A 23,997-nucleotide genomic window follows, 5' to 3' on the forward strand; every position below is an offset into this window, starting at 1 on the left:
GGTGGACTCAGCCGGGGAGCAGGCCGAGGTCGGCCAGCTCCCCGGTGAGGCGGGTCGTCGAATCGGTCACCAGGGTGGCGCCGGCCTCCAGCGCCGCCTGCTGCCGCGGGCCCGAGGCGCCGTAGGCACTGGTGTAGATGATCAGCGGGGCGGTGATCTCGCGGTCGCGCACCGCCTCGATCAGGTGCCGTCCCGCATCGGGGACGCGCACGCCGTCCTCCTTCCGGCCCCAGTCGGACAGGATCGCCCCGTAGCGGTATCCCCGGTCCAGCAGTCGCAGGGCATCATCGGTGGAGCCGACGACGTCGACGCGAACGCCGTTGCGCTCCAAGCGATCTGCGATGAGGGCGTTGTTCCCGGGATTGTCGTCCACCCACAGGACCGAACCCCCCGCGGGCGTGCCGGAACCCGGGACCGAGCTGTCAGATCCGCCGCGCGCGGGGCTCCCCGCGGGCGTTCCCCGACCCGGGGCGCCGGCGAAGCGGCCGACATCTCCGGCAGGCGTGCTGCGGGGGAACAGCTCCGGTCCTCCGCTCGATGGCCTGCCGGACACGGGCTGGGTCGTCTCGATGTCGGCCCCGGCAGGGGGCGGGCCGTCGAAGCCGGACCGGTACTGCGGTGCGTTGCGGGTCGGGAGAGCGCCGGATCCGGATGGCGTGCTGCCGGGCGTCCAGGGCGGTGTGCCGCCGGTGTCGGGCCAGGGACGTGGCGCGTCGTCGGAATCGGTGGCAGCCGAGGGGGCCCCGGTATCGGATCCGGCCGGTGGCGTGCTTTCGGGTGTCCAGGGCGCGGTGCCGACGGTGCCGGGCCAGGAACGTGGTGCGCCGTCGGAATCGGCCGCAGCCGAGGGCACCCCGCCGGAATCCGCTGCCGGTGGCGTGCCGCCGGTGTCGGCCGGTGCGGCGGGGCTGCCATCGGTGTCGTACCCGTTCGACGGTGAGCCGACCGAAGCGGGCGGTACGCCGTCGGCCTCGGCGTCCGTGGGGCCGCGATAGGCGGCTACGGTGGGCATCTCCTCGCCGGGGCTCGGCTCGGCGGCCGCTTCGCTCCCGGGCTGGGGCGGGATCAGCCACGGTGGCAGCTCTCCCGAGCGTTCGGCGGCCGGCGGTTCGGTGGGCGCCGGGTACGGCCCGGCCGATGCGGCCCACGGGTCGGCCCGCAGGCTCGCGACCTCCGCCCGCAACTTGCTCAGCTGCCGTTGCAGGTCGGCGATCATATTGTCCTGCTGCTCGCTCAGTTCCTTCATGCCGATCTCCTGGCCGCCCACGCGCAGCGTGAACTCCCGGCGCTCGGCCGAGCGGATCACCCGCTCCACCGGAGTGCGGAACATCAGCAGTGCCAGCAGGAACAACACCGGCCACAGCAGGGTGGCGACGGAGCCGAGTATCTCTTGCACGCATCCCCCGGATCGGTTCTGTGTTGTCCACCGGGACAACATCTTTCGGAACCCGAGCAGATTACCCGGGTCCGGCCGCCCCGGACAATCGTCCGAGCGGCGCCGACCGTCCGGATATTACCCGGATATCACCCGTCTGGCGTGGGGTTACCCGGATCGGTGGGCGGCGCGGGATACTGTGCGGGTGACGGACTTCGATGAGAAGATCGTGGGCATCGGCGGGCAGCTGGAGGAGATCCAGACGTCCATCGGCAATCTCGACGAGCGGTCGATCGCGTCACGGCTGATCTCGGTGGGCGTCGACATCAGCAGTCTCACCGCGCGTCAGGAGTCGGTGGAGAACCGGCTGACCTCCGTCGAGCGCCGTTTCACTTCGGTCGAGAATCGGCTGCGAGCGGTCGAATCGGATATCGGCGCCCTGAAATCCGACGTCGGCACGCTGAAGTCGGATGTCGCCCAGATTCTGGCCCTGCTGCGGAACCGCGGTTGACGATCGGCCGAATCCGATCCCCGGCGGCGGATGTCGATCGAGGCGGAAGGCGCTGCGGCATACCGGTATTCGAGGGTATGGCGAAAATGATTGGCGCCCGGGACGCCCCGGCGGCATGCTGGATATCGATGAGAACCGATGCGCCGCGACTGGGAATCGACTTCGGGCGCGTGATACAGGGGGCGGCGCTGGAGCCGGGCGCGGCGGATACGGTATTCCTGTCCGGCGGTCTCGACGAGGCGATGCGCACACCGCCCAGCCCGGGAGCCTTCGAGGTGCTGGCTCGCCTGCTGCCGCGTTTCGACGGCGCCTGGATCATTTCCAAGTGCGGGCCGCGGGTGGAACTGCGGACCCGGCAGTGGCTCGACCACCACGACCTCTTCGCCCACACCGGGCTGCCACGGGATCACCTGCGATTCTGCCGGGCCCGCGCGGACAAGGCGATCCACTGCGCGGAGCTGGGCATCACGCACATGATCGATGACCGGCTCGAGGTGCACAGCGCGCTGCGCGGCCTGGTGCCGCACCTGTTCTGGTTCGGGGTGCAGACCGGCCCGGCGCCGGACTGGGTGCGGCACACGCGAACCTGGCCCGACGTCGAGGACGCGGTATCGGCGACACTGAGCGACGTGGTGCCGCCGACGCAGCGTGATGTGGTGTCGCCGACGCAGCGTGATGTGGTGCCGCCGACGCAGCGTGATGTGGTGCCGCCGACGCAGCGTGATGTGGTGCCGCCGACGCAGCGTGATGTGGTGTCGCCGACGCAGGGCGGGGACGCGCCGAGGCCGTGACGCGGGAATGACTCGACACGTCCGGGCGTTTTCTCCCCTGTGGCGCGTCGTACTCGGCGTGCGGGTATTCTGCTCTGGGATTGCTTTTGCCGTCATCGGCGGACCAGCCGTCGGTGGCTGCGTTCGTCGAAGGGCGGACGGCGCATACGACAGGACAGCCGTGAGACTGAGGAGGTGGGTTGCCAATGCGTAGCGAACCCCCCAGTCGAAGGCCGCGCGGCGCCGCCCTCGTGACCTGCCGATAGTTCCACGGTAGTAGGGTCGGCGCCCCGCGGTGTGAAACCGGTTGTCTCCCTTTCCGTTCCATGCCGTAGTGCTGCATGCCGTTGTGCCGAGGTTCTGCCATGTCGCCGACCGATCTTTCCGTCGTTGCTCCCGCGCTGCCCGCAGCCGACACCGACACCCCACAGCGCGAGATCCCACAGACCGAGATCCCACAGACCGAGAATCCACAGCCGGAATCCGCCCACGGCGAGTCCTTGCAGGACATCGTCGGCGGCGGCCGCGTGGAGGCCACCCTGGCGTGGCTGGACAATCATCCGCCGCACCTGATCGCCGACCAGCTCGCCCGCATGGACGCGGTGCAGGCCGGCGTGGCGTTCCGGCTGCTCGACAAGGACCGGGCGCTGGCGGTGTTCGAGGAACTCGAACCCGTCGACCAGCAGCAGATCCTCTCCGGCCTGCGCGGTCACATATTCCGCGAACTGGTCGAGGAGATGGACCCCGACGACCGCGCCCGCATGCTGCGGGAGGCGCCGGCCAAGGTCGCCAAGAAGGTGCTCGCCGGGCTGAGCCCGCGGGAGCGCCGGATGACCGCCGCCCTGCTCGGCTACCCGGAGGGCTCCGTCGGCCGGTACATGACGCCGGAAGTCGTTGCGCTGCCGCGGAAACTGACCGTCGCGCAGGCCCTGAAGGTAGTCCGGGTGAAGGGCACCGGCGCCGAGACGGTGTACACGCTGCCCGTGGTGGATCTGGGCCGGCGGCTGACCGGCATCGTCGAACTGCGTGAGCTGGTGCTCGGCGAGCCCGAGGCGATGGTGTCGGATCTGGTGGTCACCGAGCCGGTCTTCGTGCGCGCCACCGATTCCGCGGAGAAGGCCGCGCGGCTGATGCGCGAGACCAACCTGATCAACCTGCCGGTGGTCGACAGCGAGGATCGGCTGGTCGGGCTGCTGACCATCGACGACGCGGTCGAGGTCATCGAGGCGGCCGACAGCGAGGACGTGGCGCGGCAGGCCGGCGCCGCGCCGTGGGCCGGCCACTACATGGCGGCCGGGGTGTTCCAGCTGGCCCGGTACCGGGCGATGTGGTTGCTGTTGCTGCTGGTGGCCGCGACGCTGACGGTGTCGGTGACCGACGCGTTCGAGGCGACGCTGTCGCAGGCCGCGCATCTGGCGCTGTTCATCCCGCTGCTGATCGGTGCGGGCGGCAACGCGGGCGCCCAGGCGGCGACCTCGTGCGTGCGCGCCCTGGCGGTCGGCGAGGTCCGGGTTTCGGACCTGCTGCGGGTGATCTGGCGAGAGTGCCGGGTGGGCCTGGTGCTGGGCGCGATGCTGGCCACGGTCGGCATGGTCATCGGGGGTCTGTTCGTCAGCGCCCAGATCGCTCTCGTCGTGGGCATCACGCTGATCATCATCTGTGGCTGGGCCGCCACCATCGGCGGCACGATGCCGCTGCTGGCGAAGAAGTTGCGCATCGACCCGGCGGTGATCTCCGCGCCCATGGTGACCACTTTGGTCGACGCCACCGGGCTGATCATCTACTTCACCACCGCGAAGCTGGTGCTGGGCATCTGAACGAGATCGGCGGGCCCGCACCGTCTTCGGCGGGGCCCGGCCGTGCCGGGGTCGAGGCATGCGACCGTGCCGCCGTGGCGGATGCGGGTGTCCGGAGTGACAGGCGTCGCCGCGCCGGGACGGAGGATGCCGTTACGTCGATGTCGCCGTCATCTGGCAAACTGCGAGCATTCACAGGCGCGCACGGCGCGGCGGCGATGCTCGGTGACGAGAGGCGGGACCTGGGTGCGAGGCGGAACGCCGCAGGCTCGTGCTGGACGGCACAAGACACAAGTTCTTGTGTTACACAAGGTTGTCGGGCCCTAGTAGTAGTGTTTCGGGGGTGAGGGGAATCCCTCGGTCCGGCGAGGTGAGAAGGGTGAGTGAGCGGCGCGTGAAGCTGATCGACAGAGTGTCCGCGATCAATTGGAATCGGGTGCCCGACGAGAAGGATGCCGAGGTCTGGGACAGGCTGGTCGGCAACTTCTGGCTGCCGGAGAAGGTCCCGGTGTCCAACGACATCCCGTCGTGGGCCACGTTGACCGCGCACGAAAAGCAGCTGACCATGCGGGTTTTCACCGGTCTGACGCTGCTGGACACCATCCAGGGCACGGTCGGCGCGGTGAGCCTGATCCCGGACGCGCTGACCCCGCACGAGGAGGCGGTGTACACCAACATCGCGTTCATGGAGTCGGTGCACGCCAAGAGCTACAGCTCGATCTTCTCCACGCTGTGCTCCACCCGCGAGATCGATGACGCCTTCCGCTGGTCGGAGGAGAACCGCAACCTGCAGCGCAAGGCCGAGATCGTCCTCGACTACTACAACGGTGACGAGCCGCTGAAGCGCAAGGTGGCCTCCACGCTGCTGGAGAGCTTCCTGTTCTACTCCGGTTTCTACCTGCCGATGTACTGGTCCTCGCGGGCCAAGCTCACCAACACCGCCGACCTGATCCGCCTGATCATCCGCGACGAGGCGGTGCACGGCTACTACATCGGCTACAAGTATCAGAAGGGCCTGGAGGAGCTCACCGGCGCCGAACAGGACGAGCTGAAGAACTACACCTTCGAGCTGCTGTTCGAGCTGTACGAGAACGAGGTCGAATACACCCAGGATCTCTACGACGAGGTCGGCCTGACCGAGGACGTCAAGAAGTTCCTGCGCTACAACGCCAACAAGGCGCTGATGAACCTCGGCTACGAGGGCCTGTTCCCCAAGGACGAGACCGAGGTGAACCCGGCCATCCTCTCCGCTCTCTCACCGAACGCCGACGAGAACCACGACTTCTTCTCCGGTTCGGGGTCGAGCTATGTCATCGGCAAGGCCGTGAACACCGAGGACGAGGACTGGGACTTCTAGGTTTCCGGGGCACCGGTGTCTGGGTGGGCCGCGGAGCCTTAGAGGGCGGCCCATCGTCTCGTGTCGTGTCCCTTGAAGCTCGCTGGACTTGGCCGCCAATACCCCGGCGCGTTTCGTCAGGATCCACGTTCGTTCACACTGCCGGTGATGGGGATACCGGTGGATCGGCACGCTATTCCGGGGCGATGCGCTGGGTGAACAGCGACTTTCCCTCGGCGTCACGGAGATCGACGGTCAGTTCGCGGCTCCTGCCGTCGATGAGCACCTCGCCGAAATGCTGGTAGCCCTCCATCGGGGAGGTGTTCTGTTTCGGCGGGGCGTGCACGAAAACGGCTGTGGGGCCGAAGGTTCCGTCGAGGTCGCTGGGGCCGAACGCGCCGGCGTTGAGCGGGCCGGAGACGAACTCCCAGAACGGGTCGAAGTCGGTGAAAGCCGCGCGTTCGGGCGAATAGTGATGTGCCGCCGTGTAATGCACGTCCGCGGTCAGCCAGACGACGTTCGCGACCCGGTTCGCCTTGATCGCCGACAGCACCCGCGCGATCTCGGTCTCGCGGCCCGCCGGCGCGCCCGGGTCGGCGTTGGCCGGTCCCTCGAAGGCGGTGGTGTCCGGCTGCTCGCCGTCCTTGACCACCAGCCCGAGCGGCAGGTCGTTGGCGACGATCTTCCAGGTGGCCCGCGAATCCCGCAGTCCCTCGATCAGCCATTGGGTCTGCTTGGGCCCGAAGATCTTTCCGTCCGGGGAGCGGTTGGCGTCGTTGGCGTCCTTGTAGGTGCGCATATCGAGCACGAACACGTCCAGCAGCGGGCCGTAGGAGATCTTGCGGTAGAGCCGGCCGTCGACCGCCTCGGCGGGATCCAGCGGCATCCACTCGTGGCATGCCTGCCAGGCGCGCTGGGCGAGGGTGTCCATGCTGCGCTCGGTGTAGCTCTTGCCCTCGGCGACCAGGCCGCCGGGGTACCAGTTGTTGACCGTCTCGTGGTCGTCCCACTGCACGATCTGCGCGACCGAGCCGTTGAACTTCCGGTAGTTGGCGTCGAGCAGGTTGTAGGCGTACTGGCCACGGAACTGCTCGAGGGTCTGGGCCACCGCGCTCTTCGGTTCGGTGACGACATTGCGCCAGATCCGCCCGTCGGGCAGGGGCACCGACTCCTTCAGCGGCCCGTCGGCGTAGATGGCGTCGCCGGAGTGCAGGAACAGATGCGGGTCGCGGGCCGCCATCGCGGAGAAGATCGTCATGCCGCCCAGGTCCGGATTGCTGCCCCAGCCCTGGCCGACGACGTCGCCGGACCACAGCAGCCGGATATCGGCGGCCTCGGCCGGTACCGTGCGGAAGACGCCCGTGACCGCCTCGGAGGTGGCGCCACCCTCGCCCTCCAGCGTCACCCGGTAGTGCACCTGCTGTCCGGCGGGCAGTCCGCCGATCCGTAGCCGGCCGGTGCCGTCGGTGTCGGGCGTAAGCATCTGTCCTTCGAAACGCCTTGCGTTGGTGAAGGATTCGGTCGGCGAGGTCTCCACGATCAGCTTCGCCGGACGATCCGAGCGGGCCCAGATCAGCGCGCCGTCGCCGCGGGGATCGCCCACCGCCGCGCCGTGGGGGAGGGTCGGCCGATCCCGCACCAGTTCCGGACCGGAATCGTCGGACGAGCATGCCGCCAGCCCGGGCGCCACGACCAGTCCGGCGGCGGTGGTGCGCAGCAGTGTCCGTCGGGAGATTCCGGAAAGCGGATATCGGTCGGCCATACGTCAGCACCCTGTCCAACGGAGCGCAACGGAACCTGAACGGATATCGACCTGAAGACCAACTCTCACTCGAACCGCCCGAACGGCCTGCGATGTGTGGGTGGCACGGAGCGGGAAACGCCTGCCGGGGCCGCACGTCGTCCGGCGGGGACTACACGACCGGTCCGGGAACCTCTCCGCGCGCCGAGTGAACCGTCCGCGCGGACCGGCCCCGGATGGGCCGGCGCGCGGACCCGTGACGGTGCTTGCGGATCTCGGTACGACAGGATCGGGGTATGACCGATGCGCCGCCGATCCTCGCCGCACGTCCGGGAACCTTCCCGCACAGCGTGTTCCACGAGCGTCATCCGAAGCTGATCGAGCAGGTGATCGGCGCTCGTCCATACGGCCGGGCGGAGCAGGCGGCACTGCGGAAACTGCTGGCCGAGAGCGTCGCCGGGGTGATCGAACCGCTGCGGACCGAGGCGCCGGACGGTGCGCGCTGGGCGGAGTGGGGAGCCGAGATGTGGGGCGGGCCGTGGGCGGACGCCTCGTTCCTCTGGGCCGAGAGCTACTTCTACCGGCGGCTGCTGGAAGCGGTCGGATACTTCGGGCCGGGCGTGTGGCACGGCATCGATCCGTTCGGTCCGGCCAAGGCCGACGAGCTGGCGAGCCCGGCCGTCGCCGACGAACTGGCCGCGCTGGCCGGCCTGGCGGATGCGCCCGAGGAGACGAGGCGCGACGCCCTGCTGGTGTCGGCGCTGTGGGGCAATCAGGCCGATCTCGGATTCCGGCTGACCGCCGGCCCGGGCAGCAGGGGCGACCGGCTTCTCGTCGACGACAGCGCCGCGCTGTGGGAGCGGCTCGCGGCCGCCGCCGCACCGGCCGTATGCCTGATCGCCGACAACGCCGGCCGGGAACTGCTCCCCGATCTGATCCTGATCGATCACCTGCTCGCCGGCGGTGCGGCGGCCACCGTCACGATCTATCTCAAGCCGCGGCCGTACTACGTTTCGGACGCGACCATGACCGATCTGCTGGCCGCGCTGCGCGTGCTGCGCGACAGTTCGGCGGCCGCGGCCCGGGCGGTGGGGGAGCGGCTGTGGCAGGCGCTGAACGAGGGCCGCCTGATCCCGCGCACACACGAATTCTTCTGCGCTCCGCTGTCGTTCCACGACATGCCCGCGGATCTGGCGGACGACGTCGCGGGTGCGGCGGTCACGATCCTCAAGGGCGATCTGAACTACCGCCGCCTGCTCGGCGACCGCGACTGGGCCCCGACGACGCCGTTCGCCGACCTCACCGCCTACTTCCCGACGCCGGTCGTCGCGCTGCGCACGCTGAAGTCCGATGTCGTCGCCGGGCTGCCCGCCGCTCTGGTCGCCGACCTCGACGCGACCGGCCGTTCGTGGCGTACGAGCGGCGAGCACGCACTCATTCAGGCCCACTGACCTGCGTTTCTGCCGAATCCCTACCATCGTAAGACGTGTCACGGACCGTACAGTATTGTCCGAATATGCGTTCGAACGAGGAGGGTGAGTTACCTCGAACCGAAGGCACGAAACCCGAGCTGCAATACCCGAACGAGACCGGCTACTACTACCGCGCGCTGACCTATCCGCCGCGGCCGGTGTGGGTCCGTCTCGACGCGATTCTGCTTCGCGATCCGGGGATGCCGCGCCACGTCAACGGCGCCGGGCTGGATATGACGGGCGAACGGCCCGGCACCCTCACGCACTGGGTGCCGACCCTGGCCGGTGACTGGCTGGGCCGGGTCAACTTCTCGATTCCGTACGCGGACGGGCGGCCGGCGCTGCACCTGACCGATCAGCTGGTGCCGGCCTACGCGCTGCGGCCGCGGAAGCGGACGCCGCGCCGCCGCGGGGAGAGCCCGGTGACCGACACGCCGCCATGACGGTCAGTCGGTGACGTAGCCGTTGAGGGACTTGTGCAGGTCGGTGAGTATCGCCCGCGCGGCGGTGACGCCCGACCCGTGCCAGATGGTGTCGTCGACGGCGAAGTCGCGCTTGTCGAACACGGCGCTGAGCTTGTCCCAGTCGTCACCGCGCATGACCTCCTCGCCGCGGCTCTTACCGTCCTGACCGTCGAACATCAGGTAGAGGATGTCGCCCTCGAGTTTGTTGCGCTCGCCGTCGTCGTCCAGGCCGCCGACGGAGAACGAGGCGCCGCGCTGCACGGTCGGCCGCTGCACCCCCGCGTCGGCGAGTACCTGACCGGCGAAGCTGTCGTTGCCCTGCACCCGGATGTCGTCGGCGGAGAAACGGATGACCGAGGCCTGCGAGAGGTTTGCCCCGATCGCCGCGCCGGTCTCCCGGGCGTCGGTCCGGTAGTCCGCGAGGGCCTTTGCCCCGGCGTTGCCACGGCCCATCGCCTCGGCGTAGGCGGTGAAGGTCTGCTGCCAGCCGTCGGCCCCGGCCCGGACGGTGGGGGCGATCCCGCGCAGCACATCGACATTGCCGGAGTCGTCGGAACCGAGGATCAGGTCCGGGTGCAGTGCCGTGACGGCCGCGATATCGGGCGAGCCGAGGCCGCCGACGCTCGGAATCTTCTGCACGCCGGTGCCCATATAGGTCGGCTGCGGGGTCGGGCCCGGCATCGTTGCCGCCCCGACCACGCGTTCCCACAGCCCCACCGCGCACACCGCGTCCAGCGCCGCGGTGTCGAGGACGACGATGCGCTGCGGGTCGGCCGGCACCTGGATCGTGCCGGCCGGCTGCGGCACGCCCCGGGTCCCGGACGCCTGATCCGGCGCCGATGGCAGCGCGCAGGCGGTGCGGGTGTCGCGCTCGAGGCCGACCACGGCGGCCCCGGCGATGCTGGTCGTGGTGCGCACGATGTTGACGTCGTCGTCGGCCCCCTGCGCGCAGCCCGACACCAGCGTCACCGCGGCGGCGGCCGCCAAGCCGCCGGCGCGCAGACGACGAGCGTGGCGGTGGTTGCGGGCGGTGGTGTTTCGGGTGGTATCGACCTCGATCACCGGCATGCGGGGAAGGGTACACAGGCCCGGGGCGGTGCCCCAAGGAACGACACCGGGCGGGACTCGGCGGCGGCTCCGAGGGGCCCTATTACGACAGAGAGTAGGACCGGGCGCGATGCCCTGCCGCAGCACGGTTTACGATGCGTCGTAGCCCATTGTCGTCAGTGCCCGTCTCCGGCAACGGGGTGCTCGGCAGGGCGACCAGCTACAAGGCCACACCTAAATGGAGGATCAGTGACTGCTGTAGAGCCTCAGCCAGTCCCGAACTTGGCACCCGCTCGGCCGTATCCGGCGCGTCTGGGGCCGAAGGGGTCGTTCATCTACAAGGCGGTCACCACCACCGACCCCAAGGTGCTCGGTGTGATGTACATGGTGACGGCCATGTCGTTCTTCATGATCGGTGGCGTGATGGCGCTGCTGATGCGTGGTGAGCTGGCGCGGCCGGGTCTGCAGTTCTTGTCGCCGGAGCAGTTCAATCAGCTGTTCACGATGCACGGCACGATCATGTTGCTGTTCTATGCGACCGCGATCGTGTTCGGTTTCGCGAATGTCGTGCTGCCGTTGCAGATCGGTGCGCCGGACGTCGCCTTTCCGCGGTTGAACGCGTTCAGCTATTGGCTCTATCTGTTCGGCGCGAGCATGGCGACGGCCGGTTTCATCACCCCCGGTGGCGCCGCCGATTTCGGCTGGACGGCGTATACGCCGCTGTCGGATATCGTGCATGCGCCGGGTGTGGGTGCGGACTTGTGGATCATGGGCCTGGCCGTCTCGGGTCTGGGCACCATCCTCGGCGGCGTCAACATGCTCACCACCGTCGTGGTGCTGCGCGCGCCGGGGATGACGTTGTTCCGGATGCCGATCTTCACCTGGAACATCGCCGTCACCAGTGTTCTTATCCTGCTGGCGTTCCCGATTCTGACGGCCGCGCTGATGGCGCTGGCCTACGACCGGCACCTGGGCGGGCACATCTACGACCCGGCGAGCGGCGGAGCGCTGCTCTACCAGCATCTGTTCTGGTATTTCGGGCATCCGGAGGTGTACATCATCGCGCTGCCGTTCTTCGGCATCGTGTCCGAGATCTTCCCGGTGTTCAGCCGCAAGCCGATCTTCGGCTACACCACGCTGGTGTACGCCACCCTGGGCATCGCCGCGCTGTCCATCGCGGTGTGGGCGCACCACATGTACGCGACCGGTGCGGTGCTGTTGCCGTTCTTCTCGTTCATGACCTTCCTGATCGCGGTGCCGACGGGGGTGAAGTTCTTCAACTGGATCGGCACCATGTGGAAGGGCCAGTTGACGTTCGAGACACCCATGTTGTTCTCGGTCGGGTTCCTCGTCACGTTCCTGTTCGGTGGTCTGTCGGGGGTCATCCTGGCCAGCCCGCCGCTGGACTTCCACGTCTCCGACTCGTACTTCGTGGTCGCGCACTTCCACTACGTGCTCTTCGGCACCATCGTGTTCGCCACCTACGCGGGCATCTACTTCTGGTTCCCGAAGATGACCGGCCGCATGATGGACGAGCGGCTCGGCAAGTGGCACTTCTGGACGACCATGGTCGGCTTCCACACCACCTTCCTGGTCCAGCACTGGCTGGGCGCCGAGGGAATGCCGCGCCGGTACGCCGACTACCTGGATATCGACAACTTCACGCTGCTGAACACGATCTCGACGATCGGTGCGTTCGTGCTGGGCGCCTCGGTGCTGCCGTTCGTGTGGAACGTGTTCAAGAGTTACCGGTACGGCGAGGTGGTGACGGTCGACGACCCGTGGGGCTACGGCAACTCGCTGGAGTGGGCGACGTCGTGCCCGCCGCCGCGGCACAACTTCTACGAGTTGCCGCGGATCCGGTCGGAGCGTCCGGCGTTCGAACTGCACTACCCGCACATGGTGGAGCGGATGCGCGCCGAGGCACATGTCGGCCCGGGCTCGAAGTCACATCACGTGGCCGAAGCCGAGAAGGTTTCGAGCTAGCCGGATCGAACCTCGCGGCGGTCGTCGACAGACGGCCGCCGCGTTCGGTTTTCGGGGCGGGTGATACAGAACACCCCGTCCCGGACAGCTCGCGCCGTACCCACGCCGCCCTGAGACAATGAGCGGGCCGTCGTCGGCGGCCGAGCACGTGGAAAGAACGGAGTCTTCGATTGAGCGCGTCCGAATCCGACAACGGCACTCCCGGGCTGACCCAGGCCGCCGCCTCGGGGACGACGGTGCTGATCACTGTCACGGGATCCGATAAGCCGGGCGTGACCTCGGTGTTGCTGACGGCCCTTGCGCGCAACGGGGTGAGCCTGCTCGATGTCGAACAGGTCGTGATCCGGGGGCGGCTCACCCTCGGCGTCCTGGTGACCTGTCCGGGCGATCCGGAGGGTCTGCAGGATCAGCTCGAGGACGCCATGGCCACCGTCGGCATGCAGGTCGACGTCGAGATCGGCGCGAATTCGGTGACCGGGGCGCGGGTGTCGACGCATGCCGTGGTGGTGCTGGGCAGTCCGGTAACCGCGCGGGCCTTCGGCGTGATCGCGCGCAAACTGGCCGAGCAGGACGTCAACATCGACTCGATCCGCGGCATCGCCGACTATCCGGTGATCGGCCTGGAACTGCTGGTGACCGCGCCGGCCGACCCGGCCGCGGAGACCGCCCTGCGCACCACCCTCTCGGTGGTGGCGGCGAAGGAGAATGTCGATATCGCGGTCGAACGCGCGGGCCTGGCGCGCCGGGCCAAGCGGCTGATCGTCTTCGATGTCGACTCCACCCTGATCCAGGGCGAGGTGATCGAGATGCTGGCCGAGTACGCCGGCGTCGACGACGAGGTCCGCAGGGTCACCGAGTCGGCCATGCGCGGTGAGATCGACTTCGCCGAATCGCTGCGGCAGCGGGTGGCGACCCTGGCCGGGCTGGACGAATCGGTGATCGACGAGGTCGCCGAGACCATCGAGCTCACCCCCGGCGCCCGCACCACCATTCGCACCCTGCGCCGGCTCGGTTTTCGGTGCGGCGTGGTGTCCGGCGGTTTCCGGCAGGTGATCGAGCCGCTGGCGCACGATCTGGAACTGGATTTCGTGCAGGCCAACACGCTGGAGGTCGCGGGCGGCAAGCTGACCGGGAAGGTGGTCGGCGAGATCGTCGACCGGCCCGGGAAGGCGTCGGCGCTGCGCCGTTTCGCGGCCGAGGCCGGGGTGCCGATGGAGCAGACCGTCGCGGTCGGTGACGGCGCCAACGATATCGACATGCTCAACGCGGCGGGCCTGGGTATCGCGTTCAACGCCAAGCCGGCGCTGCGCGAGGTCGCCGACACCGCCCTGTCGCACCCTTACCTGGACGCGGTGCTGTTCATCCTCGGCGTCACCCGCGACGAGGTGGAGGCTGCCGACGCTCGCGACGGACTACTACGCCGCGTACCGCTGACCTGATACGGGCCACCGGATTCGGCTGCCGCACTCAGCCGTGCCGTCGAATGAGTCGTGCCGTCGAATGAGTCGTGCCGTCGAATGAGTCGTGCCGTCGAATGAGTCGTGCCGTCGAATGAGTCGTGCCGTCGAATGAGTCGTGGCGCCGAATTGAGCCGTACCGTCGAATGGGCCGTGCGGTCGGATTGGGCCGGGATTCAGGAACACTCGGTGACGTGCCGGGATTCGAGTCACGTGCCGTGGATCGAGCTGCGTGCCGCCGAGTGGTCGCTGGACCGCAACTTCTCGGTCAGCCGTTCCGGTTGTGACCCGGTGAGAGGCGCTGCCCCTGACCGGAATCACCGCGAGAAGAAGTTAACCTGACGATCGCCAGGGCGGGATTTTGTGCAAGCTGTAACTGTCGAATATCGAGTCTGCCCGATATTTGCTCCCGGTTTCGACCCGGTTCGGGGCCGGTATCGAGTTGCACCGGGGACTCGACCGGGCTCGCAACGAGTTTCGGCCCGCCGGAGAACCGAACCGGCGCAACGTATGCCGGTAACGCAGCGTGCTGATCCGCTCGCTGCGGGTCGCGCCGGGTCGGCATGTGGGTCGTGTCGGGCGGACCGCGGCGGGTGCCGACGGGCGGGAATTTCGGGCCGGGCACGGCCGCTGTAGTGGCGGGCCGCTCGCCGGGCGGCGATAGGCTCGGATCGGGTTGGCCTCGGGTGATGGGAGATGTCTTGGCTGCAACGGGTACCGCCCCGACCGACATACGCGGAGCCCGCGGATGACGGATTCGATCGGCGCCGCGACGTGCGGGCCGGACGAGCAGTTCGTCGCCTGCCATGCGGAATTGGCCGGCGGCTACGGCGGTGGCGGGGATCCGGCCGATCCCGCGTTGGTGCAGGCGATGCAAGTGGTACTGCACCTTCCGAAGGTCGACCCGCCGCCGCGCAGCGCGCTGCTGGAGGCGGCCGCCACGGCCGCGGTCGCGCTGTGCCTGGATCCGCGGGTCGGCCCCGGCGGCGAGTGGGAGCAGCGGTATCTGGCCTGGAAACGGTCGAGGATCCGGAAGGTGGCGCGGCGGGCGCGGGGCGCGCAGTGGCTCGCGGCGGGGGAGGTCGAGGGCGTGACCGTCGACGTGGGCGCCGCGCAGGCGCGGGCGCTGGTGCCGGGTCCGGTCGGCGATGTCGACCCGCGCATCCGGAAATTGCAGATCCGCATGCCGCCGGCGTCCGGCCCGGCGGCGGAACGTAACCACGCAGGCCCGGCGAGTGGCAGCATCGGACACGGCACCGACCTGGAAGCCGATGAACCGGGCCCGACCGACCCGGAACTTCCTGTGCTGTGGGTGAATTCGGAGCTGGGCATGACGGTGGGCAAGGCCGCGGCCCAGGTCGGGCACGCGAGCATGCTGCTGGCCGGGGCACTTTCGGTGCAGCGGGCCTACGCGTGGTCGCGGCGCGGCCTGCGGTGCTCGGTGCGCGAGGCCGGGCCCCGGCAGTGGCCGGCGCTGTGTGAGCGGGTCCGGCAGGGTTCGGCGACCGCGGTTCGCGACGCCGGCTTCACGGAGGTGGCGCCCGGGTCGATCACGGTGATCGCCGTTCCGCCCGTTCCGGCAGCCGTTCCGGCCGATGGTCCTCCGTCGGCGCGGTGACGCACCTGTGTCCCGGCGGTCGACGCGACGGCGGGGATGCGGCAGTATCGGTGGTGCACGACGCGCGGAGGTGCGACGGTCATGACGACACTGCTGATAGTGCTCGGCATCTGGGTCGTGTGCTCGATTCCGGTGGCGCTGGTGCTGGGCCGGCTGTTCCGTTCGCCGCGGCCGCGGAAGACGAGTCCCGAATCACAGCCGCACGACGACGAATCGGCGCGCGCCCGGCCGCCCGGGCGACTATGAACACTTATCGTGCAAACCGACCACGTTGGCAAGGGTTCGCGGGCGTGGGCCAAGATGGAGCCCGTGCCGCAACCGGATCCCGATCTGCTCATCGACTTCAACGAGGTGACCGTCCGGCGTTCGGGCCACACCATGGTGGGTCCCGTGACCTGGCAGGTGGAGCTCGACGAACGGTGGGTCGTGCTCGGCCCCAACGGCGCCGGCAAGACCTCGCTGCTACGGATGGCCGCCGCCGAGGTGCATCCGACGTCGGGCACCGCCGGCCTGCTCGGTGAGGTGCTGGGCCGCACCGACGTCAGCGACCTGCGCCCGCGCATCGGGCTCTCGTCGGCGGCGGTGGCCAGCCGGGTGCCCCTCGACGAAAAAGTGGGCGACCTGGTGGTGTCGGCGGGCTACGCGGTGCTGGGCCGCTGGCGCGAGGAATACGACGACATCGATACCGACCGCGCGATCGACATGCTGGAAAGCCTGGGTGCCGAACACCTTTCCGATCGCGCCTACGGCACCCTGTCGGAGGGGGAGCGCAAGCGGGTGCTGATCGCGCGGGCGCTGATGACCGACCCGGAACTGCTGTTGCTCGACGAGCCGGCCGCCGGCCTCGATCTGGGCGGCCGCGAGGAACTGGTGGAGAAGCTGGGCGATCTGGCCGCCGATCCCGACGCCCCCGCCACCGTGCTGGTCACCCATCACGTCGAGGAGATACCGCCCGGCTTCACCCACGCCCTGCTGCTGAACGAGGGCAGCGTGATTGCCCAGGGCCTGCTGGAGGACGTGGTGACCGCGGAGAAGCTCAGCGAGGCGTTCCGCCAGTCGATCACCCTGGATCGCATCGACGGCCGCTACTTCGCCCGCCGCTCCCAGCGTTTCGGTCGCCACCGCCGCGCGTGATCGCCGCACCTCCCTCGCGCGGCCCGTGTCACCGGAGTCCGGCGCGCCCGGGAAATTCGTGCGGTCCGTGAGGCGATGCCCCCGGTGCGGGTGGTGCGCCTATGCCGGTGCGCGATGCTGTTCCGGCCGGAAGCACGCGGGAATGGCGGGTGCCGTTGCAGCCGTGAAAGGGGGTGCCGCTGCGGTACCGAGAGGCACCGCGCGATCCACCGCCGGAGCCATGTGGCCTGTCCAGCGGGTGTGACGGATACCTGTCGATCGGCACGACCAAGCAGACGTTAGGGTGCGAATGTGAGCGAGACTGTTGCCGAACCCGATCCGACGCCGCCGGTGCCCAGGGACGCGTCCACGGTGATGCTGGTCCGTGACGGGGCGTCCGGCCCCGAGGTGTTCATGCAGCGGCGGGCGCAGGAGATGACCTTCGCGGCGGGGATGACGGTCTTTCCGGGCGGCGGTGTCGACGCCTCCGACGCGCAGGCCGAGATCGACTGGGCGGGGCCCGATCCGGCGTGGTGGGGGCGGCGGTTCGGGACCGATGCGGCGCGCGCGCAGGCGCTGGTCTGCGCCGCGGTGCGCGAGACCTTCGAGGAGTGCGGGGTGCTGCTGGCGGGGCCGACCGCCGGCACCGTGGTCTCCGATACCGCCGTCTACCGGGAGGTGCGGGCGCAGCTGGAACATCGGGAACTGTCGCTCGGCGCGTTCCTCGCCCGCGAGAATCTGGTGCTGCGCGCGGATCTGCTGCGCCCGTGGGCCAACTGGGTCACGCCCGTGGTCGAGCCGCGGCGTTACGACACCTACTTCTTCGTGGCCGTGCTGCCGGACGGTCAGCGCGCCGACGGGGCGACCTCCGAGGCACACGAGGTGGCCTGGCGCACCCCCGCCGAATCCCTGGACCGCTGGCGTGCCGGGCAGGACGTGCTGCTCCCGCCCACCTGGTCGCAGCTGACGGCGCTCGGCGAATTCGCCGATACGGCGGGCATTCTCGCCGCCGCCCCGGTTGTCGAGCCGATCCAGCCGGTGCTGACGACCGTCGACGGCAAGCCTCGGCTGCAGTTCCCGCGCAACGACCGCTACTTCGCCGACCTGCCCGAGGGCATGCGCCCGCAGGGGTCGCGGCGGCCGAGCTGAGCCCGTCGGCCGCGGGCCGACCGTCCATCCGATGTCCCGCCCGACCGCCGGACCGGCGGTGGATGCCCAGTAGGCTGGTGCGCTGTGGCCGAATACGTGACCGTGGACCGCGCCGAGGCGGGGATTGCCGTGCTGCGTTTCGCGCGGCCGCCGATGAACCTCGTCGACGTGCAACTGGCACTGGAGCTGGCGGCCGCCGCGGACCGCATCGCCCGGGACGACGAGGTGGCCGCGGTCGTCGTCTACGGCGACGAGCGGGTGTTCAGCGCCGGCGACGAGCCGGCCGAGCTGGCGCGGCTGACCGCCGACCAGGCGCATGCGATGGCCGGCGATCTGCAGCGCGCGCTCGGCTGCCTGGCGCGGTTGCCGCAGCCGACGGTCGCCGCGATCAGCGGTTACGCGCTGGGCGCCGGACTGGAGCTGGCGCTGGGCGCCGACCACCGCGTCATCGGCGACAACGTGAAGCTCGGCCTGCCGCAGGTCCGGATGGGCCTGATCCCGGTGGCCGGAATCAGGAGGCTGAGCCTGCTGGTCGGCCCGTCCCGCGCCAAGGATCTGGTGTACACCGGCCGCTTCGTGGATCCGGCGGAGGCGGCGGCGATCGGCCTGGCCGACGAGGTGGTCGCCCCCGACGACGTGTTCACCGCGGCACTGCGCTGGGCCCGGCAGTTCACCGGCGGCCCGGCCCGCGCGCTGGCGGCCGCCAAGCGGGTCTTCGAGGCCGGTACGCACGGCCACGACCGGGCCCGCGCCGAGTGGGCCGACCTGTTCGACACCGCGGATCGCGGCATCGGAACACGTTCCTATTCGGCGGTCGGTCCGGGATCCGCCGAATTCCTGGGCCGCTGATCTCCGTCCGCCGATCGCTCGAGTACGCTAGCGGACCATGACCGCACGTCCTGACGACCCCGCGCCGAACCCGCACGCCACCGAGGCGGAGGTCCAGGCGGCGCTCGCCGACAACAAGCTGGCCCAGGTGCTGTATCACGACTGGGAGGCGGAGACCTACGACGACAAGTGGTCGATCTCCTACGACGAGCGTTGTATCGATTACGCCCGCGGCCGTTTCGACGCCGTCGTCCCGCACGCCCCGCTGCCGTACGAGCGAGCCCTGGAGCTCGGCTCCGGCACCGGATTCTTCCTGCTGAACCTGATGCAGTCCGGGGTGGCGAAGCGGGGCTCGGTCACCGATCTGTCGCCGGGCATGGTGAAGGTCGCGCTGCGCAACGCGGAGCATCTGGGCCTGGAGGTGGACGGCCGGGTGGCCGACGCCGAGACCATCCCGTACGAGGACGACACGTTCGATCTGGTCGTGGGACATGCGGTGCTGCACCATATTCCGGATGTGGAGCTGGCGCTCAAGGAATGCCTGCGGGTGCTGAAGCCGGGCGGGCGGTTCGTCTTCGCGGGCGAGCCGACCACGGTGGGCAACCTCTACGCCCGCAAGCTGGGGCAGGTCACCTGGAAGGTCACCACCGAGGTCACCAAGCTGCCGTTCCTGCGCGAATGGCGGCGGCCGCAGGAGGAGCTCGACGAGTCCTCCCGCGCGGCCGCGCTGGAGGCCGTCGTCGACCTGCACACGTTCGATCCGTCGGAGCTGGAGGCGATCGCCCGGTCGGCCGGCGCGACGCAGGTGCGCGCGGAGACCGAGGAGTTCGCCGCCGCCCTGTGGGGTTGGCCCGTGCGCACGTTCGAGGCCGCCGTGCCCGACGAGAAGCTGTCCTGGCGCTACCGCCTCGCGCAGTACCGGGCGTGGCTGGGCCTGAGCTGGGTGGACGAGCGGGTGCTGCGGCATGTGGTGCCGCGCCGGTTCTTCTACAACGCGATGATCACCGGCGTGAAGCCGACCGCCGCCGGAAGGTAGTGCGCCGCCGCAGTGGCCTATCGGTTCTCCCGGGACGACGTCGAGTACCTGCGCAGTGCCGCAGCGGTTTCCGCGTTGGCCGCGGTGGATCGGCTGGCGCTGACGACGGCGTCGCTGCCGAACGATGTGCAGCGGGCGCGGCGCGAGCACGGTGAGCGGGCGGCGGCCCTGGTGGAGACGGTGCGGCTGCGTCGGCGCGCGGTGGCGAAGCTGGACGAGGCGGGGGACTGGCTGTTCACCGACGACGCCCTGCAGCAGGCGACGCCGAGCGCGGTGGCCCGGCATCGGGCGCGCCGGCTGGCGGGCCGGGCGGTGCACGACGTCACCTGTTCGATCGGCGCGGAACTGGTTGCGCTGCACCGGGTCTGCCCCGCGGTGATCGGCAGCGATCTCGACGACGTGCGGTTGGCGATGGCCGCGCACAATCTCTCCGGCGCCCCGAACGTGCTGCCGGCCCGGGCCGACGCGCTGCGACCGTGCAGTACGGATACCGTGGTGCTCGCCGACCCGGCCCGGCGCGCCGACGGCCGGCGCACCCACGATCCCGCGAAGTTACAGCCGCCGCTGCCGGATCTGCTCGACGCCTACCGCGGCCGCGCCCTGGTCGTGAAGTGCGCTCCCGGACTGGATTTCGACGGCCTGGCGTGGGACGGCGAGGTGGAGGTCGTATCGCTGGGCGGTGCCGTGCGGGAGGCCTGCCTGTGGTCGGCGGAGCCGGCCGAACCGGGCGTCACCCGGCGCGCCACCGTACTCGGCTCGGACGGTTCGTCGTGGACGCTCACCGACGACGAACCGGACGACATCCCCGACCGGGCGCCCGGCGAGTGGATCATCGACCCCGACGGTGCCGTGGTGCGGGCCGGGCTGGTCCGCCACTACGCCGCGAAATACGGTCTGTGGCAGCTCGATTCGCGAATCGCCTACCTCACCGGAGACCGGGTTCCCGAGGGGGTCCGCGGCTTCCGCATTCTCGATCGGCTCGACCTCCGCGAGAAGGCGCTGCGCGCCGAACTGCACCGCCGCGACTGCGGGCCACTCGAAATCCTCACCCGCGGTGTGGACGTGGATCCGGACGCCCTGCGGGCACGCCTCAAACCCCGCGGGTCCCGCCCGCTCACCCTGGTGATCACCCGAATCGGCCGTACCGCAACGGTTTTCCTCTGCGAGACGCCACCGGTCCGCTGATTCCTCGGTCCCGGCGCGGCGTCGGCGGCTCGGCTAGTCGTCCTCCGGTTCGAAGGTGAACAGCTCGCCGATCCGGGTCGTCACGACCACCTCGCGGTTGTCGCTCACCGCCGTCCCCACCGTGCTGCCCTGCGCGCCGGGTAACTCGTTCGTCGCGACGGTGCTGCCGTCGCCGGTGTCGAAGGTGACCAGGCTCAGTCCCGGACCGATCGGGGCGACCGTGTAGCCGGTGTTTCCGGCGGTCTGCACGGGCCGTCCGCGCAGCGGCAGATCCTTGCGCTCCCAGGCGATCCGGGCGCTGTCGCCGTCGTCGTGCAGCGCCAGCAGGTGGCCCTCGTCGCCGCCCGGAATCAGCAGGCCGTCCCGCACCGACACCGTGCCCTGCGGCGCGAAGCCCAGCGGCCAACTCCATTTCACGCGCCCGTCGGCGGCGTCCACGGCCAGCAGCCGGCCGCTGTTGTCGCCGATGTAGACCGTCTTGCCGTCCGGGGCGAGTGCCGGGCTGGTGGCGCTGCCGTCGGTGAGGATGTCGACGCTCCAGTCCTGCTGAATTCGCTTGTCCGCGTAGCGCAGCGCCACCAGCGCCGCGATCGGCGCGCCGGGACGGCGGAGGGTGAGGTAGAAGCGGCCGGAGTCGTGCTCGATCGCCGACACGTTGGACACCGGGCACTGCGGCCCGCCGGTCACGCAGTCGCCGATGCCCTGGCCGTCCGGCGGCCGGGGCAGGTCGGGCTGCCGCAGGAAATCCGGCTCGCCCAGGGCCTGGAAGGTGGCCGATCGCAGGTCTCCGGTCTGCCGGTCCAGCACGTCGATCTGGCCGGACTGGGTCACCGACAGCACGTCGCCCTCGCCGGTGAACTGCACCGACACCGGCACGCCCGCGACCGGGGTGCGCCACCGCGGCTGGCCGAGCGCGTTGTAGGAGAACACGCCGCCGTTGTCGCCGACGTAGACGTTGTCGATCCCGTCCACGGCCGCGCCCGCCGCGAGGGCGTCGGGACCCATCGGATTGCAGAATCGCTTGCGGCCGGTGGGCATCTGGAAGGAGAACATCGCGCCCGAGGGGGCGGGATTCCCGACGCAGTCGGTGGGGAGGCGGGTGGTCACCCACAGCTGCCCGCCCGGTCCGACGATGGTGGGCACCGCCGCCGGTCCGCCGAGCGGACGGTTCCAGTGCGGCACCAGATGCCGGGAACCCTCGACCGCGGTGGCGGCGCTGTTGCGGCCGTCGTGATAGGCCACCGGCCAGCCCTTGCCGGGACCCACCTTGATGTCGTCCAATGTGGTACTGCCGCACCCGGTGACGGCGAGCAGACCGACCGCGCCGATGACCGCGACCGCCCGGCGTGCCGCGCGTGCCCGCGCAGGACCGACCGCCGCGCGATCGGCGGTGGATGCCTTCCCCCCGCCCCGGTTGTGCTCGCGCGGGGATCGCCGGCTGCCGATTCGCACCTGCTGGACTCCCATCTGCTCGTACGGGCCTGCTCGAGACTAGAACATCGACCCCGCCGTCACCGGGCAGGGTGAGCGTGGCGCGGACCGTGTCCGCCGGACCGTGTGGCGACCGGAAATGTCGGAGGGCAGCGGCTGACCCTGCCGCGCGGCGAAAGTACCCTGGTACCTCGATGAAGACACCGCTGGACGACGCAGTCGCCCGCTGGACCCGAGGGAGCAGTTCGTGACGAGCATGTGGAGCGCACCGTTGCGTGCGCGCTGGCGAGGGGCGCGTCGCCGGGATCCGGAGCAGGCGCGCTTTCTGACGGTGGCATCGCTGCGCTGGGTGCTCGCCAACCGGGCCTATACGCCGTGGTATCTGGTGCGGTATTACCGGCTGCTCAAGTTCCGCCTCGCCAACCCGCACATCGTGCTGCGCGGCATGGTCTTTCTGGGCCGCCGGGTGGAGATCCACGCGACGCCCGAGCTGAGCCGCATGGAGATCGGCAAGTGGGTGCACATCGGCGACGGCAACGCCATTCGCTGCCACGAGGGGTCGCTGCGCATCGGCGACAAGGTGGTGTTCGGCAAGGACAACGTGGTCAACGCCTACCTCGACATCGAGATCGGCGGATCGACGCTGGTCGCCGACTGGTGCTACATCTGCGACTTCGACCACAAGATGGACGACATCACGATGCCGATCAAGGACCAGGGCATCGTGAAGAGCCCGGTGCGGGTCGGGCCGGACACCTGGATCGCGGCCAAGGTCACGGTGCTGCGCGGCACCCGGGTCGGCCGCGGGTGCGTACTGGGCGCGCACGCCGTGGTGAACGGCGATGTGCCCGACTACGGCATCGCCGTGGGCGCGCCCGCGAAGGTGGTCAAGAACCGCAAGGAGGCGTGGGAGGCCGCGGCGGAGGAGCGGGCGAAGCACCTCGCGGCGCTGGAGGACATCGAGCGCAAGAAGAACGGAGCCGCCGCGCCGCAGGCGAGCTAGTCGCCGCCGCGCCCCGATAGGGCGCACGGCCGGTGGGTGTTCCTGTCGGCGGGCGAACCTGTCGGAGGCGAGCTGTACTGTTCGGCGCATGAACCGGTACGCCGCCCTCCTGCGCGGGATCATGCCCGCCAACCCGAACATGCGTGGCGAGAAGCTGCGCGGGGTGTTCGAGGGGCTCGGTTTCGCATCGGTGGGCTCGGTTCTGGCCAGCGGCAACGTCGTGTTCGGGTGCGCCGAAACCGATGTTCCCGCATTGGAATCGCGCATCCAGCAGGCGCTGAACGCCGAGCTGGGCATCGGCGGCGGCACCATCGTCCGCAGCCGCGACGAGCTGCGAGAACTCGTGGATTCCGACCCGTTCCCGGGGCTGACGCACGGGCGCAACACCTACCTGACCGCGACGTTCCTCAAGGATCGGGCCGGGGGTGCGCCGCCGGAGCCTCCGGCGGCTCTGGCCGCCGCGGTGCGGATAGTCGGCTACGATCGCGCTGCGGGGGCGGTGCTGGCGGTCATCGACAACTCCGTGAGCGGTACGACAAACCACATGACGTGGCTGGAAACCGTGTACGGCAAGGACATCACGACGCGCACCTGGCTCACGGTGCAGAAGGTCTCGGCGAAGCTCTAGCCGCTTCGCCGCGAAACATCCCCTCCGGCAAGCGTGTTCGGGGAGTTCACA

General features: G+C 69.8%; 21 protein-coding genes. 17 read left to right on the forward strand and 4 right to left on the reverse strand.

The window, feature by feature from the left end:
- Positions 1-7 precede the first annotated feature (7 nt).
- A complete protein-coding gene (locus tag D892_RS46245) occupies positions 8-1,396 on the reverse strand; it encodes a response regulator (protein ID WP_024799445.1) in 1,389 nt (462 codons plus the stop codon).
- Positions 1,397-1,580: 184 nt separating this feature from the next.
- Between D892_RS46245 and D892_RS0100865 the strand changes: the two genes are divergently transcribed.
- From D892_RS0100865 to nrdF, 4 genes are all read left to right on the forward strand, one after another.
- The gene (locus D892_RS0100865) at positions 1,581-1,886 is read left to right on the forward strand and encodes a hypothetical protein (RefSeq protein ID WP_024799446.1); all 306 of its coding nucleotides are present in this window, start codon (positions 1,581-1,583) and stop codon (positions 1,884-1,886) included.
- A 128-nt stretch (positions 1,887-2,014) separates the two neighbouring features.
- Positions 2,015-2,677: a hypothetical protein gene (locus D892_RS40015; RefSeq protein ID WP_232235938.1), complete on the forward strand. Its 663-nt coding sequence runs from the start codon at positions 2,015-2,017 to the stop codon at positions 2,675-2,677.
- Between the two features lie 344 nt (positions 2,678-3,021).
- Positions 3,022-4,473: a magnesium transporter gene (gene mgtE / locus D892_RS0100875; protein WP_084160868.1), complete on the forward strand. Its 1,452-nt coding sequence runs from the start codon at positions 3,022-3,024 to the stop codon at positions 4,471-4,473.
- Positions 4,474-4,846: 373 nt separating this feature from the next.
- Positions 4,847-5,809, forward strand: a complete 963-nt coding sequence (gene nrdF, locus D892_RS0100880) for a class 1b ribonucleoside-diphosphate reductase subunit beta (RefSeq protein WP_024799449.1) — start codon at positions 4,847-4,849, stop codon at positions 5,807-5,809.
- Positions 5,810-5,981: 172 nt separating this feature from the next.
- Here the strand turns inward: nrdF and D892_RS0100885 are convergent, their stop codons facing one another.
- Positions 5,982-7,550 (reverse strand): alkaline phosphatase, encoded by a 1,569-nt coding sequence (locus tag D892_RS0100885; protein ID WP_036566448.1) that lies wholly within the window; start codon positions 7,548-7,550, stop codon positions 5,982-5,984.
- A gap of 275 nt (positions 7,551-7,825) precedes the next feature.
- On the opposite strand from D892_RS0100885, the gene D892_RS0100890 reads away from it, so the two are divergent.
- Complete coding sequence (locus tag D892_RS0100890; protein ID WP_024799451.1) at positions 7,826-8,980, forward strand: damage-control phosphatase ARMT1 family protein; 1,155 nt, start codon at positions 7,826-7,828, stop codon at positions 8,978-8,980.
- Between the two features lie 65 nt (positions 8,981-9,045).
- Positions 9,046-9,444, forward strand: coding sequence for a hypothetical protein (locus D892_RS0100895; protein ID WP_024799452.1), 399 nt, complete (start codon positions 9,046-9,048; stop codon positions 9,442-9,444).
- Positions 9,445-9,447: 3 nt separating this feature from the next.
- Here D892_RS0100895 and D892_RS0100900 read toward each other — a convergent pair whose 3' ends face one another.
- Entirely contained in the window at positions 9,448-10,533 is a 1,086-nt protein-coding gene (locus tag D892_RS0100900) for an iron-siderophore ABC transporter substrate-binding protein (RefSeq protein ID WP_024799453.1), read from the reverse strand.
- A 228-nt stretch (positions 10,534-10,761) separates the two neighbouring features.
- Between D892_RS0100900 and ctaD the strand changes: the two genes are divergently transcribed.
- The 9 genes from ctaD (at position 10,762) to D892_RS0100945 (ending at position 20,884) form a co-directional block, all read left to right on the forward strand.
- Positions 10,762-12,498, forward strand: a complete 1,737-nt coding sequence (gene ctaD / locus D892_RS0100905; protein WP_024799454.1) for a cytochrome c oxidase subunit I — start codon at positions 10,762-10,764, stop codon at positions 12,496-12,498.
- Between the two features lie 170 nt (positions 12,499-12,668).
- Positions 12,669-13,937: a phosphoserine phosphatase SerB gene (gene serB, locus D892_RS0100910; protein ID WP_024799455.1), complete on the forward strand. Its 1,269-nt coding sequence runs from the start codon at positions 12,669-12,671 to the stop codon at positions 13,935-13,937.
- Positions 13,938-14,703: 766 nt separating this feature from the next.
- Complete coding sequence (locus D892_RS0100915; RefSeq protein WP_024799456.1) at positions 14,704-15,573, forward strand: peptidyl-tRNA hydrolase; 870 nt, start codon at positions 14,704-14,706, stop codon at positions 15,571-15,573.
- Positions 15,574-15,609: 36 nt separating this feature from the next.
- On the forward strand, positions 15,610-15,819 hold the full coding sequence (locus tag D892_RS46250) for a DUF6479 family protein (protein WP_255360203.1): 210 nt from the start codon (positions 15,610-15,612) through the stop codon (positions 15,817-15,819).
- 54 nt (positions 15,820-15,873) lie between these two features.
- Positions 15,874-16,707 carry an ABC transporter ATP-binding protein gene (locus tag D892_RS0100925; RefSeq protein WP_024799457.1) on the forward strand — a complete coding sequence of 278 codons (834 nt, stop codon included), beginning with the start codon at positions 15,874-15,876 and terminating at the stop codon, positions 16,705-16,707.
- A 354-nt stretch (positions 16,708-17,061) separates the two neighbouring features.
- Positions 17,062-17,835, forward strand: coding sequence for an NUDIX hydrolase (locus tag D892_RS0100930; protein ID WP_232235947.1), 774 nt, complete (start codon positions 17,062-17,064; stop codon positions 17,833-17,835).
- 84 nt (positions 17,836-17,919) lie between these two features.
- A complete protein-coding gene (locus D892_RS0100935) occupies positions 17,920-18,684 on the forward strand; it encodes an enoyl-CoA hydratase-related protein (RefSeq protein ID WP_024799459.1) in 765 nt (254 codons plus the stop codon).
- Between the two features lie 37 nt (positions 18,685-18,721).
- Positions 18,722-19,699: a class I SAM-dependent methyltransferase gene (locus tag D892_RS0100940; protein WP_024799460.1), complete on the forward strand. Its 978-nt coding sequence runs from the start codon at positions 18,722-18,724 to the stop codon at positions 19,697-19,699.
- 12 nt (positions 19,700-19,711) lie between these two features.
- Positions 19,712-20,884 carry a hypothetical protein gene (locus D892_RS0100945; RefSeq protein WP_024799461.1) on the forward strand — a complete coding sequence of 391 codons (1,173 nt, stop codon included), beginning with the start codon at positions 19,712-19,714 and terminating at the stop codon, positions 20,882-20,884.
- A 33-nt stretch (positions 20,885-20,917) separates the two neighbouring features.
- Here the strand turns inward: D892_RS0100945 and D892_RS0100950 are convergent, their stop codons facing one another.
- A complete protein-coding gene (locus tag D892_RS0100950; protein WP_232235939.1) occupies positions 20,918-22,336 on the reverse strand; it encodes a PQQ-binding-like beta-propeller repeat protein in 1,419 nt (472 codons plus the stop codon).
- A 226-nt stretch (positions 22,337-22,562) separates the two neighbouring features.
- Between D892_RS0100950 and D892_RS0100955 the strand changes: the two genes are divergently transcribed.
- Complete coding sequence (locus D892_RS0100955) at positions 22,563-23,318, forward strand: acyltransferase (RefSeq protein ID WP_024799463.1); 756 nt, start codon at positions 22,563-22,565, stop codon at positions 23,316-23,318.
- 88 nt (positions 23,319-23,406) lie between these two features.
- Complete coding sequence (locus D892_RS0100960) at positions 23,407-23,946, forward strand: DUF1697 domain-containing protein (protein WP_024799464.1); 540 nt, start codon at positions 23,407-23,409, stop codon at positions 23,944-23,946.
- Positions 23,947-23,997: the final 51 nt, after the last annotated feature.

Source organism: Nocardia sp. BMG51109, assembly GCF_000526215.1.
Classification (GTDB): Bacteria; Actinomycetota; Actinomycetes; order Mycobacteriales; family Mycobacteriaceae; genus Nocardia.